Here is a 14777-nt window from a genome sequence, read left to right on the forward strand (position 1 = left end):
AACCATACGGACACATACTAATGATTAAAGATACGGCTATCATTTTCGCACTTTCCTTTTTAGCCATTTCTATCACCTATTTATGTCGTTTATATATGTAGTTCAACGACCACGAGAACTCCCTTACTCATAATGAGGGCTTTCTTTTCTGGTTAATCCCACCTCAAATCGGTATAATTCGGCCTCCAAATTCTGAGGTGAACTAATGCACAACGTAACTCCAATTAATCAATACCCGAAATTCTGGGCAGAATGCTATGGAACGGCTCCGTTTCTACCAACCTCTCGTAAAGAGATGGAACAATTAGGATGGGATAGCTGCGACATCATTATTGTTACCGGAGATGCGTATGTTGACCATCCAAGTTTTGGTATGGCGATTATTGGACGTTTACTTGAATCTCAAGGTTTCCGTGTTGGTATTATTGCTCAGCCTAAATGGGACAATAAAGATGCGTTCATGAAGCTAGGAAAACCAAATTTATTTTTTGGTATTACTGCTGGAAACATGGATTCAATGATCAACCGCTATACATCAGATAAAAAACTTCGCCACGATGACGCCTATACGCCAAATAATGAAGGCGGAAAGCGGCCTGATCGTGCTGTTCTTGTGTACTCGCAGCGTTGTCGTGAAGCTTTCAAAGACACACCGATTGTTTTAGGTGGTATTGAAGCAAGCTTACGCCGTTTAGCACACTACGATTACTGGTCTGATAAAGTTCGCCGCTCAGTATTATTTGATGCAAAGGGTGACATCCTTCTTTTTGGTAATGCTGAACGTGCATTAGTGGAAGTTGCTCATCGTCTTGCTAATGGCGAAGACGTAAAAACAATGACAAACATTCGTGGTACCGCAGTGAATTTACCTGCTGAACCTGAAGGCTTTAAGATCATTGATTCATCCCGCATTGAAAAACCGAGCCAAGCCGTCTTTATTCCTCAAAACCCTTACGAAACTGAAGAACAATGTGAGAGCAATAAAGCGGATGCTAAAGAAGACAAGCCGCAAGTTATTACCGTTCGTCCATCACGACATGACGCAAAAACGACGGCAGTTCGACTTCCTCCATTTGAGAAGTTAAATAATGACCGTATTCTTTATGCTCATGCTAGCCGTGTTATGCATTTAGAAACCAATCCATACTCTGGACGTGCGCTAATTCAACGCCACGGTGACCGTGAATTATGGGTAAACCAAGCGCCTATTCCACTCACGACAGAAGAAATGGATTTTGTGTTTGATTTACCTTTTGCTCGTGTTCCTCATCCAATGTACGGCAAAGCGAAAATCCCTGCATATGACATGATTAAAACATCGGTCAATATTATGCGTGGCTGTTTTGGTGGTTGTTCATTCTGTAGTATCACAGAACACGAAGGTCGCATCATTCAAAACCGTTCAAAAGAATCAATTTTGAACGAGTTAGAAGAAATTCGCGACAAAGTACCAGGATTTACCGGTACGATTTCAGATCTTGGTGGTCCAACAGCCAACATGTATCGTTTAGGTTGCTCAGTACCTAAAGCAGAGGCGACATGTCGTCGTCCATCATGCGTATTCCCTAAGATCTGTGAAAAGCTAAATACTGATCATAAACATACGATTGATTTATATCGTGAAGCACGAAAAGTAAAAGGCGTGAAAAAAGTCCTAATCGCATCAGGTGTACGTTATGATTTAGCAATTGAATCTCCTGAATACGTTCGTGAATTAGTGACGCATCACGTTGGTGGTTATTTAAAAATTGCCCCAGAACATACTGAAAAAGGCCCATTAGATTTAATGATGAAGCCGGGTATGGGGACGTACGATCGCTTCAAGTCTATGTTTGAAAAATACAGCCAAGAAGCAGGCAAAAAACAATATTTAATTCCTTACTTCATCTCAGCGCACCCGGGAACAGAAGATGAGGATATGCTTAATCTTGCTCTTTGGCTTAAGAAGAATAATTTTGAATGTGACCAAGTTCAGAACTTCTATCCATCGCCTATGTGTAATGCAACATCCATGTATTATTCAGAAACGAACCCATTAAAACGCGTAAAATACAAAAAGCGTGAAGATGTACCAGTAGCTAAAGGTGAACGTCAACGCCGATTACATAAAGCGTTACTTCGTTATCATGATCCTAAAAACTGGAAGTTGATCCGTGAAGCGCTTATCAACATGGGTAAGAAACATTTAATTGGCGATAAGCCGAACTGTCTTGTTCCTGAAGAAGATTTAGATGCTCAAACACCAGCAGAACGTCGTCAAACTGGACGTCATGGTGCCAAACGCTTTGCGACTAAACATACGAAAGGCCAATTTGATGGTGATCCGCGTACGAGCAATAATAACCATCGTAACGGAAATAATAATCGTAACGGGAATGCACATTCAGAAAAGCCGACATCAAGTGGTAAGAAAAATGGCGTTCGCAACGGTTACTCTAATGGAAAGCCTAATAATAATGGCAAACCAAACGGCAATAAACCGTCAGCAAATAAGCCTTCAGGTTCAGGTCCTAAACGTAAGCCAAAACATCGTTAACGGATAATACCAATCGTAGTAAATATAAAAAAAGCGAACCCAATAATGAGGTTCGCTTTTTATTATCTCAAATAATCATACTATGATGGACTAGAGAATTATTTCCCTACTCCACCACAATGGAATGATTATTTCCAGATGTATAGGTTAAATAGCTTCTTACCGCGTTTGATTACGCTGTATTTACCAAAAAGTGCATCTTCTTTCTTAAGTACCGCTTCGGTATCAGCAACTTTCTCGCCGTTTACCGATACTGCACCGTTACCGATGAATTCACGCGCCATTTTGTTTGATTTAGCTAATTCAGATTGAGTTAGAACTTCAACAATCGTTTGTTCAGATGCTTCTAATTCTGTTGATGGCAGGCCATCTAAAGCAAGTTGTGCTAAGTCAGTTTCTGTTAATGAAGAAAGATCACCAGAGAAAAGCGCTTTCGTGATACGTTCAGCAGACGCTAAACCTTCTTCACCGTGAACTAAACGAGTTACTTCACGAGCTAGGATGCCTTGACCTTCAGGACGGCCCTGAACACTCTTATCACTCTCTTCAACAGCTGCAATCTCTTCTACTGTTAAGAAAGTGAAGAAACGTAGGAAGTTATATACGTCAGCATCCGCAGTACCTAACCAGAATTGGTAGAAAGCGTATGGTGATGTTTTATTTGAATCTAACCAAATTGTACCTGATTCAGTTTTACCAAACTTAGTACCATCTGATTTTGTAACTAGAGGAAGTGTTAAACCAAATACTTTATTGCGGTTCATACGACGAGTAAGGTCGATACCACCAGTGATGTTACCCCACTGATCTGAGCCACCAATTTGTAATGTACACTCTTTTGCTTTGTTCAATGCTGCAAAATCGTATGATTGAAGTAGCATGTAGCTGAATTCAGTAAATGAAATACCAGAACCTTCACGATCGATACGTTGTTTTACTGATTCTTTTTGGATCATTGCATTTACGCTGAAGTGTTTACCCACATCACGCATAAATTCAATTACGTTAATTTGACCGATCCAATCTAAGTTGTTTACTACTTCAGCACCATTTTTCTCTTCTGTAAAATCAACAAAAGCTGAAACTTGTGCTTTAATTTTGTTAACCCAATCGCCAACCACTTCATTCGTGTTTAGTTGACGCTCAGCAGCTTTAAAACTTGGGTCACCGATTAAGCCTGTAGCACCACCAACAAGAGCTAATGGTTTATGACCAGCTTGTTGGAAACGCTTAAGAACTAATAGTGGTACTAGGCTACCAATATGTAAGCTGTCTGCTGTCGGATCGAAGCCACAATAGAGAGTACGACAGTCAGTTGAAAGGTGCTCAGCTAATTCTTCGTCTGCTGTGCACTGTGCAATAAGCCCACGAGCTTTTAAGTCTTGCAATAATTCGTTTGTTGCTGTCATAGATAACCTACTTGTACTCTAAATTTAGGTATAAAAAAGAATACTCGATTTTACACATTTAGCGGCTAAATAACAGAGTTTACGAGTAAAAATACTTCAATAAGTAAATTATCAAATTATTGTCAGGAAAACGCCTTTTGTGACCGTTAGCGCAAACTCGAACAACATTAAATTTCCTCACTTGAAACTGCTATCTATGCCCATATTTCTTAAGTAGGTGTTGCTAAGATATAGTTCTCTTAGTTGCTATTTCTTTCTACTTCATAAAGGAAACAGAATGAAAAAGTTTGCCCGTGCTGCAGTCTTAATGGTTTTAGTCTTTGGACGACCTCAAGCACAAGCGGCCTCTTTACTTGAACATATAGAGCCAGATTACCAAGAATCCAATCAATCTGAGATCGATCACCACCATGTACTTCACAGCTTAAATGGTCTTCTGTCCATTGATAGCTGGAACCATTTCTCGCATCAACCTTACAATGACTTTGATATTTTAAGCTCTAAAGCACACCAAGCTCAGCATGAGTTAGAAAATATCTGTAAACAAACTGCTCTTATTTCCAATAGCCAGACTCAATTTGCGGGAGTAAAAAATAACGAACGAGCAAAAATTAAAATTGAGCAAGAATTAAGTGGTCAGGTTAATCAACTGACTGATATCGCAAGAGCGACTGTCGTAGCTGACTCAATTCCTGATTTAGTTACCGCATATGAAGCATTAAATAGAGAAACAACCGTTGTTAGTGTTACTAACCGCTTTTCTCAACCGGCTAAATCTGGGTACAGAGACATAAAATTATTGGTTGAATTACCTAAAACAAAACTCATTGCAGAAATACAACTTCATTTAAAAGACATTGCAGATGTTAAGAATGGTGTTGAACATAAGATTTATGAAGAAATTCAAAGTATGGAACGTCTTGCTTTTGTCGAAAATCGTACATTTACTGAATTTGAAGAAGCTCGATTCACTAAACTAAGAGGTCTTTCTCAATCTCTATATACCAATGCATGGCAGTCATACCTTCCAGCACAAGCTTTTGCATAGAATAAATACTAAAAAGAGCAATAGGATTTAATCTTATTGCTCTTCCTTTCATACTCTCTCATCGCTTACGCCATTAATACCAAAGCCCCAAAAAAGCTAATCCTGAAAAAACAGCAATTGTAGTAATAAGAGCAAATTTAAAATCGTGATCCATAACGACTCCTTATTATTTCCATATACAGACAACGAATAAACAACTGCATTATCTGTTTACAAAAAATTAACAGTAATTTGAAGTATCTTCAAGGAATTGATCTTATTCAATCAGCAAGTTGGTATAAGCATCACAATGTCATCATAATAGATGCAGATTTGTGGTTTTTATGAAAAGGAATTCTAGGAGAAAACATGAAGCGTCTATCACTATTAGGGTTGTTAATATTAACCCCTTTGCCCTCTCTCGCCCAAATACATATAACTCCTTCAGTTGGGTATGCTTCAGGTGGTGAAATTGAAGATACCGAAGGAGAAGTATACGAATTAAAAGGAAATACCGCCTATTCATTAGCGATCGAAACGGATTACGATGCTGGCCGTATCGGCTTATTTTATAGCAATCAGACAAATGATATTGAAGGCATTAATCAAAGTTCCAATATGCACTATCTTCACTTTCAAAGTGCACTAGATTACCAATTAACTAAGAATATCAGTTCGTTTTTCGGATTAAGTATTGGTGGTACGTATGCGGATGTTGATTGGATAGATGAAAACATTCGATTTTCAGGTGGTGCTTTTGGTGGTTTTCAATACCATTTTACGGACAATTTCGCATTGCAATTAGAAGGGCGCTGGCTAGGCACTTCTGTTGATAGTAATTTTGACAGCAGTTGTGTTTCTACACCAGATAAAAACTCTTGTACGATTAAATATGAAGGAAGCTGGGTCAATCAATTTCAGGCTAATCTAGGGCTCAGGTTCAGTTTTTAATCGCCCCTTATTTATGAAAAGAAAGATTAGGCATTTTCAAAACAGTGAAAGTGCCTAAATTTACACCACTTAATTATGGTTTTATAAATAACACGATTGATTATGTAACCTTTATTTAACAACAAATAACCCCATACAACCACTTATTATCAAGAACCATACCTAAAAATGCCCCATTAACTAGCACAAAACACTGCCTGAAACATATTAACCTACCTTTTTGTCATATTGCGTTAACATATATAAATAGGTAATCTGACTCTAATGCTTAGGAAATACATCCAATTTAAGCAAAATCAATTTGAACTTATTAGAAAATGATACCAATTAAGCTTCAATTCTCAGGGAAAAGTTTTTTAAAGGAGTAATTTATGAAGCGTGAACAATGGGGTTCTCGTGCAGGATTTATTCTTGCAGCAGTAGGATCTGCTATCGGTCTAGGTAATATCTGGCGTTTTCCTTATATGGCATATGAAAATGGTGGTGGTGCTTTTTTCATTCCTTATTTATTTGCCATGATCACTGCTGGTATTCCATTTATGATCATGGAATTTGGCATGGGTCATAAATATAGAGGATCGGCACCACGCACCTTCGCTAAACTCAACCAAAAATATGAATGGTTAGGTTGGTTTCAGGTAATGATCGCAGCCGTTATCGCCGTTTATTATGTTGCAGTTATTGGCTGGGCAATCTCTTATTTCAGCATGTCTTTCTCACAAAGTTGGGGACAAGATACTAATGCTTACTTTTTCAGTGAATATCTACAATTAGGTGACAACTCACCAAGTAAGCTAGGTAGTATTCAATGGCATATAGCTATACCTATGCTTCTTGCTTGGGCAATTACTTTTGCAGCCATTTTTGGTGGGGTGAAAAGTGGTATTGAACGAGCAAGTAAAATTATGATGCCTTTACTGTTTATTATGGTTATTGCTCTTATTGGTCGTATGGTTTTCTTACCTGGCGCATTGGATGGCCTGAACTACTTATTCCAGCCAGATTTTAGCAAAATTACAGATCCAAAAGTTTGGTCTGCGGCATACGGACAAATCTTCTTTACCCTAAGTGTTGGCTTCGCCATCATGCTTGCTTATTCAAGCTACCTTCCTGAAAAATCAGATGTTAATAACAACGCCTTTATGACGGTACTAATTAACTGTGGCTTTTCTATTATTGCAGGTATTCTTATCTTCTCTGTTCTTGGTTACATGGCTCAAGAACAAGGAAAGCCATTAACTGAAGTCGTTAGTGCAGGCGTTGGTTTGGCATTTGTTACTATTCCTGCGGCAATTAACTTACTGCCAATACCTTATATTTTAGGTCCATTATTCTTCTTAGCACTTGTTGTGGCAGGTTTAAGCTCTCACATATCTATTATTGAAGCCGTTACCTCTGCATTTATCGATAAGCTAAATTGGTCACGTAGAAAAGCGGCATCTGTTGTTTGTGGTTCTGGTTTAATTATTTCAATGGCATTTGCAACAAATGGCGGTCTACTGCTGTTGGATCTTGTTGATTATTTCATTAACAACATCGCTCTACTTGCAAGCTGCTTGATTGAACTACTTATTATGGGTTGGCTAGTAAAACTTGCAGATATTCGCTCACACGTAAACGCTGTATCAGAATTTACAGTTGGTAAATGGTTTGAAATTTGCCTACGATTCGTAAGCCCTGCTTTCTTAGTCGTTATCCTAGGCACCAATATTATTAATACGCTAACTGATGGTTATGGTGGTTACGCACAATCAGATTTACTGCTACTTGGCTGGGGCTTAATTGCAGCAATGCTAGTTGTCGGTATTATTATTAATAAATCAAGCAAGGAGGCTTAATATGGAAACGGGTGCAATCATTATGATGATTATTGGTTTAGGGATCACTTGGGGTGGCGCAGCCTTCTGTATTCGTAAAGCAATGAACAGTAACTAGAAACTAGAAACTAGAAACTAGAAACTAGAAACTAGAAACTAGAAACTAGAAACTAGAAACTAGAAACTAGAAAATGCTAACCTTAAAGCAGATCTTCGGATCTGCTTTTTTATACCGTTCTGATAATGGATTAAATCATGACTACACTCTACTCTTTTCGACGTTGCCCCTATGCCATGCGTGCACGACTTGGCATAGTTCAATCAAACAAAACCGTGCATCTTCGTGAGATTATATTAAAAAACAAACCTGAAGCGATGCTTCAAGCCTCACCTAAAGGCACTGTACCTGTGTTAATTACCAATAAGGGTAAAGTTATCGATGAGAGCTTAGATATTATGAAATGGGCGCTAGAAGGCTCTGAGCTATTGCTATCAGCAACAAACGAGATGTTTCAATTGATTCGAGAGAACGATGATATTTTCAAAAGTTGGTTAGATAAATATAAGTACGCTGATCGCTACCCTGAATACTCTGAAATTTACTACCGAGAACAAGGTGAGCTGTTTTTAAATAAATTAGAACAAAGACTAACGACTTCACCGATGCTTTTCTCTAAACAATACAGTTTTGCAGATTTAGCTATTCTTCCATTTATTCGTCAATTTGCTTTTGTTGATATCCACTGGTTTCGCCAAAGTAAATACAAAAATTTACAGCGTTGGTTATTTCAGTTTATAGAATCAGAACTGTTTAATTCAATAATGAATAAATACCCTACATGGTTAGATTCACACCAAGAATTTATCTTCCCAGAACAAAAATAAAAAAAGGAGACCAATTGGCCTCCTTTTTTATTCTTTCAATGATAAATTAGTTGTTGCTAATCCACTCATTCATGTCTGTTTTAAGGTTATCAGACTTAGTACCGAAGATAGCTTGAACACCAGAACCAGCTACAACAACACCAGCAGCACCAAGTTGTTTTAGTTTATCTTGGTTTACAGCTTCAACATTCGCTACAGAAACACGTAGACGAGTGATACAAGCATCAAGGTTAGTGATGTTCTCTTTACCACCGAATGCAGCAACTAGTTCACCAGCTAGTTCAGAACCTGTTACTTTAGTAGCAGAGTCATCTTCATCTTCACGACCAGGTGTTTTTAGGTTCATTGCTTTGATTACAGCGCGGAATACTACGTAGTAAACAACAGCGTAAACAAGACCAAGACCAACAAGAAGAAGCATATTCTCAGCTCGTGGAGATTGAACAACGAAGTCAATGAAACCATTTGAGAATGTGTGACCGTGAACGATACCTAATGCGTTAGTTAGCATGTATGCAACACCAGCTAATACAGCGTGGATAGCGTACAGTACAGGAGCAACGAATAGGAATGCGAATTCGATTGGTTCAGTAATACCTGTTAGGAATGAAGTTAACGCAGCAGATGCCATGATACCCATTACTTTAGCGCGGTTTTCAGGTTTTGCTGAGTGTGCAATTGCGATTGCAGCAGCAGGAAGACCGAACATTTTGAATAAGTAACCACCAGCTAGTTGACCGAAACCGTTACCTGCTGCACGAGATGCATCATCAGCAGTTAGGAAACAAGTCATGATACCATTTACGTGTTCACCAGCATTGTTCACACAAGAACCAGCTTCGTAGAAGAACGGTACGTTCCAGATATGGTGTAGACCAAAAGGAATTAGAGAACGTTCAATAACACCGTAGATACCGAATGCAGCTACTGGGTTTTGATGTGCAGCCCAGTCAGAGAATGCTGCAATAGCACCACCGATTGGAGGCCATACAACAGATAGGATAAGACCTAGAGCAATAGATGCAAAACCAGTTACGATTGGCACAGCACGCTTACCAGCGAAGAAACCTAGGTATTCAGGAAGTTGAATACGGTAGAACTTGTTGAATGCCCAACCAGCAACTCCACCAGCTAGGATACCACCAAGAACACCAGTCTCAATGCCATCAACACCCATTACAGTTGCCATTACTTTTAATGTAGCAACCATGATGCCGTAACCAACAACAGCAGCTAGACCAGCAACGCCATCATTGTTTGTAAAACCAAGTGCAGTACCAACAGCAAATAGCAGAGCCATTTGACCAAATACTGAACCACCAGCTTGTTCCATTAAGTGAGAAACCACTTCTGGAAGGAAACTAAAGTTGGCTGCACCAACCCCTAAAAGAATACCAGCAACAGGAAGAACTGATACAGGCAGCATTAGCGCCTTACCAACTTTCTGTAGGCTAGCAAAAAGGTGTTTAAACATGTTTTGCTCCTAATATTTATAACTACAATTTGGATTTAATTATTTACTTATTAATTACGGCAATATCCCCCTTGCCTTTGATGCAATCAATAAATTGTAAATAATCGTATCTCAAATCAAACTGCGCTAAATATAGACCTATGCAAAACCAGTTTCTAGCATGTTTTCATTTATTGTTTTAAAACCCTGCAGTGATCACAAAAGCAAGGCTTAGAAATTTCTTCCATAAAAAACAAATTTAAACTCAAGATATTGATTTAAAAGGTATTACATTGAAAAAATCAAAAACTGAAATGTTATTTTTAGCAACAAAAATAGATAGTACAAATATAATACAAACGTAAACGTTTACGTATCGTGATCGGTATAAAAAACAGGGTTAAATCCGTAAAATAAAAAAAAAGGAGACCTAAGCCTCCTTTATCGATTACTTTACAACCAATATCTAATTATTTGTTCAAAAAAAGATTTTTGAAATTAGTGGTGGTAGTTTGTGCTACTTCTTCGACACTTTTCCCTTTAAGTAAAGCAATATAAGCAGCGACTTCTTTAACGTAAGCCGGTTGATTTTCTTTGCCTCGAAATGGTACAGGTGCTAAATAAGGAGAATCCGTTTCTACCAATAAGCGTTCAAGAGGAAGACGACGAACCACATCCTTCAACTCAGATGCTTTATTAAAAGTCACAATTCCAGAAATTGAAATGTAAAAACCAAGTTCCATTGCAGCTTCTGCAAATGCCCAATCTTCTGTAAAGCAATGAATTACTCCACCACATTTATCTGCTTTACCATTTTTTAGGATGGCTAGAGTATCTTCTCTTGCTTGTCTGGTATGAATAATTAAAGGCTTATTATACTCAACAGCAACCTCAACTTGTTGCTCAAATAGCTCTCTCTGACGCGGCGCACTTTCTGGTTGATAAAAATAATCTAACCCCGTTTCACCAATGGCTACCACACGTTCATGTGCTGCATATTGACGAAAAAGTGATAAATCAAATGCAGAATCCACATCCAATGGATGAATACCACAAGATGCATGAACTTCTGGGTGTTCTGCTATCATGTTCATCATATTTGGAAAAGCATCTAAGGTAACACCTACAGTTAAAAACTGCTCAACTCCTTGTTTCTTCGCTTTATCAAGTACATCAGCAACATTTACATGTAAGTCATCATAATTTAATTTATCTAAATGACAGTGTGAATCAATTAACACTCAACTCTCCAGTAAACTCAAACATCCATTGAGTTAGTAGTAATTCTTTATTTAAACCAGGGAAACTATCCAATTGCTCTTGTAACGAATTCAGTGCAATGTATTGCTTATAGACCACATTACTCGATAATGTTTTCGCTAAGCTTTCTATGAGCTTTATTTCGTCACAATGAACCCAAGGCTGCATTACTCCCATCTGTCTCTTCTGAATATCAGCAAGTAAGTAACTTAGCCAAGTTAAGCCTTCACTTTCAAGTTTTAGAACAGTTTTAACTACATCAGCAGTCTGGCAAAAATCACTTTTCACACAGGATTCAAAGTCTGAAAGTAGCTGTTTATGTAATGCTTGTTTCTTATCTTGATAAAAGCTTTTCACTGCTAATGGGAGTGAGTCATTCAAAGCAATAGACTGCATTGATACTGAAAGGTTTTCAGTTTCTTTAAGCCAGATTGTAATAGATTCAGCATCAATTTTCGATTGATGCCATACCTGACAACGACTACGTATTGTTGGTAATAACTGATGAGGTGAATCGGCCAACAATACAAATTGACAATTTTTCGGTGGTGCCTCTAATGTCTTAAGTAATGCATTAGCTGCAGATTCTGTCATTTTTTCTGCAGGATCAATGATGATCACACGCTTAGCGTTGAATTGTGAGGACTCTAAAGCCCATGAATTACATTGGCGTATTTGTTCCACTGAAATAGATTTACCTTCAGTTTCTGGTTTTATCCAATGCAGATCAGGGTGCGTTTGTGATTTAATTAACTCGCAACTATGACAAAAACCACAAGGTTCAATACCTTGCGTTAAACACAATAGCGTATCAGCAAAATACTGAACTAATGCTTCTCGTCCTGCCCCAACAGGCATAGCACACAATATGGCATGAGGAAGCCGATCTGTCTGAATCAACTGCTGCCATTGTTGCCACAAATTTTCCTGCCATGGATAAAATTTAGTTGCCATTCTTAACTAGCCAAGCTTCTAAAGCGGTAATAATTGAATTTGTCACGGTTTCTAAATCTTGCCCTGCATCAATAGTAATAATACTTTCATCACTATTTGCAAATTCTAAATAACGTTCACGACTTCTCTCAAAAAAATCTAACTTCATTTGTTCAATTCTATCAAGCTCACCGCGAGCAGATGCTCTCTGCAAGCCTAGTTTAGGATCAATATCCATGTAAATAGTTAAATCAGGCTTAAAATCACCTAATACTGTATTTCTCATGGTCATCATTAACTCACGATCAAATCCACGGCCACCACCTTGGTATGCTTGTGAAGATAAATCATGACGATCACCAACAACCCATTCACCTCTTGCAAGAGCAGGCTTAATCACGTTGCCTACTAACTGAGCACGTGCAGCATAAAGAAGAAGCAATTCAGCCATATCCGTTAGTGGCTCATCAGGATGACCTTGTTTAACCAGTTCACGCATTTTCTCAGCAAGAGGCGTTCCTCCTGGCTCACGAGTTGTGACTGGTGACGCAATACCATGTTTTGCTAATGTTGCTAACACATTCTTAATTGCAGTGCTTTTTCCTGCGCCTTCTAGGCCTTCGATTACAATAAATTTAGACATGATTAATTTCTTAAGGTTCTTAAGTAAGCTCTAACCGCTTTGTTATGCTCAACTAATGATTTAGTGAATTTATGACCGCCAGTACCATCAGCGACAAAATATAAGTATCGGCTTGTTTCAGGGTGAAGAGCTGCTTTTATTGAAGCAGGACCGGCCATAGCAATCGGCGTTGGCGGTAATCCATTAATTGTATAAGTATTATAAGCCGTAGGTGTTCGTAGATCTTTCTTACGAATATTACCGTCGTATTTGTCACCCATACCATAGATAACTGTCGGATCAGTTTGTAAACGCATACCACGCTTTAAACGGTTAACAAACACAGATGAAACTCGCTCTCTCTCAGAGTCAATTGCCGTCTCTTTTTCGATAATAGACGCTAGAATTAATGCTTCATAAGAAGATTTTAACGGTAAATTAGCTGACTTTGTTTTCCATTCTGCATCTAATAATGTTGTTAATGCTTTATGAGAACGCTCTAAAATATCAAAATCACTCATACCTGCGGTGTAATGATATGTTTCAGCTAAAAATAAGCCTTCCAATTTAGTTCGTTCAATACCCAACTTGTTCGCAATTTCTTTTTCTGACATTCCTTCAAGCTCGTGATCTAGGTAAGGAGCTTGTTCCAGCTGTTGTTGCCATTCAGAAAAACGACTTCCTTCTACAAAAGTAATTGAGAATTGATGTTCTTTACCTGTTTTTAGCTGAGTTAATACATCTGCAAGTGTTTGGTTTGGTTCAACCCAATAAGTACCGGCTTTAATATTTGTTAGCTGAGGCGATACTTTATGAGTAAACCGTGCCCATTTAGCATCAGATATCCATTTATTTTCTTCAAATTGACGGATGAGTTTTCGATAACTTGTCCCTGGTTTTACTTCAACAAGTTGAGCGTTCTCTAGCATTACAGGTTGTTGTGTAAAATTGATTGCCTGCTGATAAGCCCAAAAGCCCGCACCAAGTGCAGCAACTGCTAAAAATAAAATAATGATAATTAGTTTTTTCAACACGAGTACAGTTTCTCCTGAAACCAATGAGTTAATGTATGTTTGGTAAAATGAATTTCTTTGATCTTATTTATCGGTACAACTTCAAATAAGGAGTTAGTGATAAAAACTTCATCTGCATTTGCAAGCGTATCAATATTACAATGTACTGATTCTATGTCGATATGATGACTCTTAGCAATTTCACTAATGTGCGTCTTCATCACCCCTTCAACACCAGCTAATGACAAATTAGGGGTAAATATTCTATCACCCTTAACCCAAAAAATGTTTCCTATCGACGTCTCAACGATGTTGTTATTAATATCGAGAACAATGACATCTAAGTAATCTGTTTTCTTCACTGATTGTTTTATTAGCACTTGCTCTAGGCGGTTTAGATGCTTCATTCCAGCTAAAAGTGGATTGAGTCCTAGATGAATATCGGATATCCCTAAATCTATGCCTTTTTGTTGCCATTCTTGATAATCAACAGGCAGTGTAAAAGTAGACACAATCACTTGCGTGTTTGTACATCCTTCTGGAGAGTAACCTCGCCCACCACTTCCTCTTGTTATTAAGATTTTAATGCCACCATTCATTACTTTAGAAGCAAGTCCAATCATTTGCTCTTCAAGTACACACCAATCAGGCTCCGTTATACCTAAACGTTCTGCTGAGGTTTTAAGTCGAGTTAAGTGCAGTTTCCACAAACAAATCTTCTTATTTAATACCTTCATGGTAGTAAAAAAACCATCACCATACTGAGTTGCTCGATCACTGATTGGAAGTGATTCAGATTCCATTCCATTAACCCAAAACATGACAACTCCTAACCAACAGACTAATAAATAAAAAGGCGGTTTGATATAAT

General features: G+C 38.1%; 14 protein-coding genes. 6 read left to right on the forward strand and 8 right to left on the reverse strand.

The annotated features are described in order from the left end of the window. Positions 1-205 precede the first annotated feature (205 nt). The gene (locus tag AAFX60_009675) at positions 206-2536 is read left to right on the forward strand and encodes a YgiQ family radical SAM protein (GenBank protein ID XDF76996.1); all 2331 of its coding nucleotides are present in this window, start codon (positions 206-208) and stop codon (positions 2534-2536) included. 128 nt (positions 2537-2664) lie between these two features. Here AAFX60_009675 and tyrS read toward each other — a convergent pair whose 3' ends face one another. Next, on the reverse strand, positions 2665-3945 hold the full coding sequence (tyrS, locus tag AAFX60_009680) for a tyrosine--tRNA ligase (GenBank protein ID XDF76997.1): 1281 nt from the start codon (positions 3943-3945) through the stop codon (positions 2665-2667). Positions 3946-4222: 277 nt separating this feature from the next. On the opposite strand from tyrS, the gene AAFX60_009685 reads away from it, so the two are divergent. Next, a complete protein-coding gene (locus AAFX60_009685; GenBank protein XDF76998.1) occupies positions 4223-4993 on the forward strand; it encodes a phosphoribosylglycinamide formyltransferase in 771 nt (256 codons plus the stop codon). A 73-nt stretch (positions 4994-5066) separates the two neighbouring features. On the opposite strand, the gene AAFX60_009690 is transcribed toward AAFX60_009685, so the two are convergent. Continuing rightward, complete coding sequence (locus AAFX60_009690; protein XDF78917.1) at positions 5067-5147, reverse strand: YnhF family membrane protein; 81 nt, start codon at positions 5145-5147, stop codon at positions 5067-5069. 194 nt (positions 5148-5341) lie between these two features. Here AAFX60_009690 and AAFX60_009695 point away from each other — a divergent pair, with 194 nt between their 5' ends. From AAFX60_009695 to AAFX60_009710, 4 genes are all read left to right on the forward strand, one after another. Then, entirely contained in the window at positions 5342-5923 is a 582-nt protein-coding gene (locus tag AAFX60_009695; GenBank protein XDF76999.1) for a porin family protein, read from the forward strand. 371 nt (positions 5924-6294) lie between these two features. Next, on the forward strand, positions 6295-7761 hold the full coding sequence (locus AAFX60_009700) for a sodium-dependent transporter (protein ID XDF77000.1): 1467 nt from the start codon (positions 6295-6297) through the stop codon (positions 7759-7761). 1 nt (position 7762) lies between these two features. Continuing rightward, entirely contained in the window at positions 7763-7858 is a 96-nt protein-coding gene (locus tag AAFX60_009705) for a MetS family NSS transporter small subunit (GenBank protein XDF77001.1), read from the forward strand. Positions 7859-7995: 137 nt separating this feature from the next. After that, entirely contained in the window at positions 7996-8625 is a 630-nt protein-coding gene (locus AAFX60_009710) for a glutathione S-transferase (GenBank protein XDF77002.1), read from the forward strand. Between the two features lie 46 nt (positions 8626-8671). Here AAFX60_009710 and ptsG read toward each other — a convergent pair whose 3' ends face one another. The 6 genes from ptsG to pabC form a co-directional block, all read right to left on the reverse strand. Continuing rightward, complete coding sequence (gene ptsG, locus AAFX60_009715) at positions 8672-10099, reverse strand: PTS glucose transporter subunit IIBC (protein ID XDF77003.1); 1428 nt, start codon at positions 10097-10099, stop codon at positions 8672-8674. 449 nt (positions 10100-10548) lie between these two features. Continuing rightward, on the reverse strand, positions 10549-11319 hold the full coding sequence (locus AAFX60_009720) for a YchF/TatD family DNA exonuclease (protein XDF77004.1): 771 nt from the start codon (positions 11317-11319) through the stop codon (positions 10549-10551). Beyond that, a complete protein-coding gene (gene holB, locus AAFX60_009725; GenBank protein XDF77005.1) occupies positions 11309-12292 on the reverse strand; it encodes a DNA polymerase III subunit delta' in 984 nt (327 codons plus the stop codon). The genes AAFX60_009720 and holB overlap by 11 nt, the downstream gene beginning before the upstream one ends. After that, on the reverse strand, positions 12282-12914 hold the full coding sequence (gene tmk / locus AAFX60_009730) for a dTMP kinase (protein ID XDF77006.1): 633 nt from the start codon (positions 12912-12914) through the stop codon (positions 12282-12284). Before tmk ends, holB begins: the two co-directional genes overlap by 11 nt. A gap of 2 nt (positions 12915-12916) precedes the next feature. Further along, positions 12917-13927 carry an endolytic transglycosylase MltG gene (mltG, locus tag AAFX60_009735; protein ID XDF77007.1) on the reverse strand — a complete coding sequence of 337 codons (1011 nt, stop codon included), beginning with the start codon at positions 13925-13927 and terminating at the stop codon, positions 12917-12919. After that, on the reverse strand, positions 13921-14727 hold the full coding sequence (pabC, locus tag AAFX60_009740) for an aminodeoxychorismate lyase (GenBank protein ID XDF77008.1): 807 nt from the start codon (positions 14725-14727) through the stop codon (positions 13921-13923). The genes mltG and pabC overlap by 7 nt, the downstream gene beginning before the upstream one ends. Between the last annotated feature and the right edge of the window lie 50 nt (positions 14728-14777).

The organism is Aliivibrio fischeri (assembly GCA_038993745.2).
GTDB classification, from domain to species: domain Bacteria; phylum Pseudomonadota; class Gammaproteobacteria; order Enterobacterales; family Vibrionaceae; genus Aliivibrio; species Aliivibrio fischeri_B.

Coding starts and splice junctions, on each gene's coding strand:
- AAFX60_009710 (XDF77002.1), top strand. CDS start 7,996: ATGACTACACTCTACTCTTTTCGACGTTGCCCCTATGCCATGCGTGCA.
- AAFX60_009675 (XDF76996.1), top strand. CDS start 206: ATGCACAACGTAACTCCAATTAATCAATACCCGAAATTCTGGGCAGAA.
- tyrS (XDF76997.1), bottom strand. CDS start 3,945: ATGACAGCAACAAACGAATTATTGCAAGACTTAAAAGCTCGTGGGCTT.
- tmk (XDF77006.1), bottom strand. CDS start 12,914: ATGTCTAAATTTATTGTAATCGAAGGCCTAGAAGGCGCAGGAAAAAGC.
- AAFX60_009690 (XDF78917.1), bottom strand. CDS start 5,147: ATGGATCACGATTTTAAATTTGCTCTTATTACTACAATTGCTGTTTTT.
- pabC (XDF77008.1), bottom strand. CDS start 14,727: ATGTTTTGGGTTAATGGAATGGAATCTGAATCACTTCCAATCAGTGAT.
- AAFX60_009695 (XDF76999.1), top strand. CDS start 5,342: ATGAAGCGTCTATCACTATTAGGGTTGTTAATATTAACCCCTTTGCCC.
- AAFX60_009705 (XDF77001.1), top strand. CDS start 7,763: ATGGAAACGGGTGCAATCATTATGATGATTATTGGTTTAGGGATCACT.
- AAFX60_009685 (XDF76998.1), top strand. CDS start 4,223: ATGAAAAAGTTTGCCCGTGCTGCAGTCTTAATGGTTTTAGTCTTTGGA.
- ptsG (XDF77003.1), bottom strand. CDS start 10,099: ATGTTTAAACACCTTTTTGCTAGCCTACAGAAAGTTGGTAAGGCGCTA.
- holB (XDF77005.1), bottom strand. CDS start 12,292: ATGGCAACTAAATTTTATCCATGGCAGGAAAATTTGTGGCAACAATGG.
- AAFX60_009700 (XDF77000.1), top strand. CDS start 6,295: ATGAAGCGTGAACAATGGGGTTCTCGTGCAGGATTTATTCTTGCAGCA.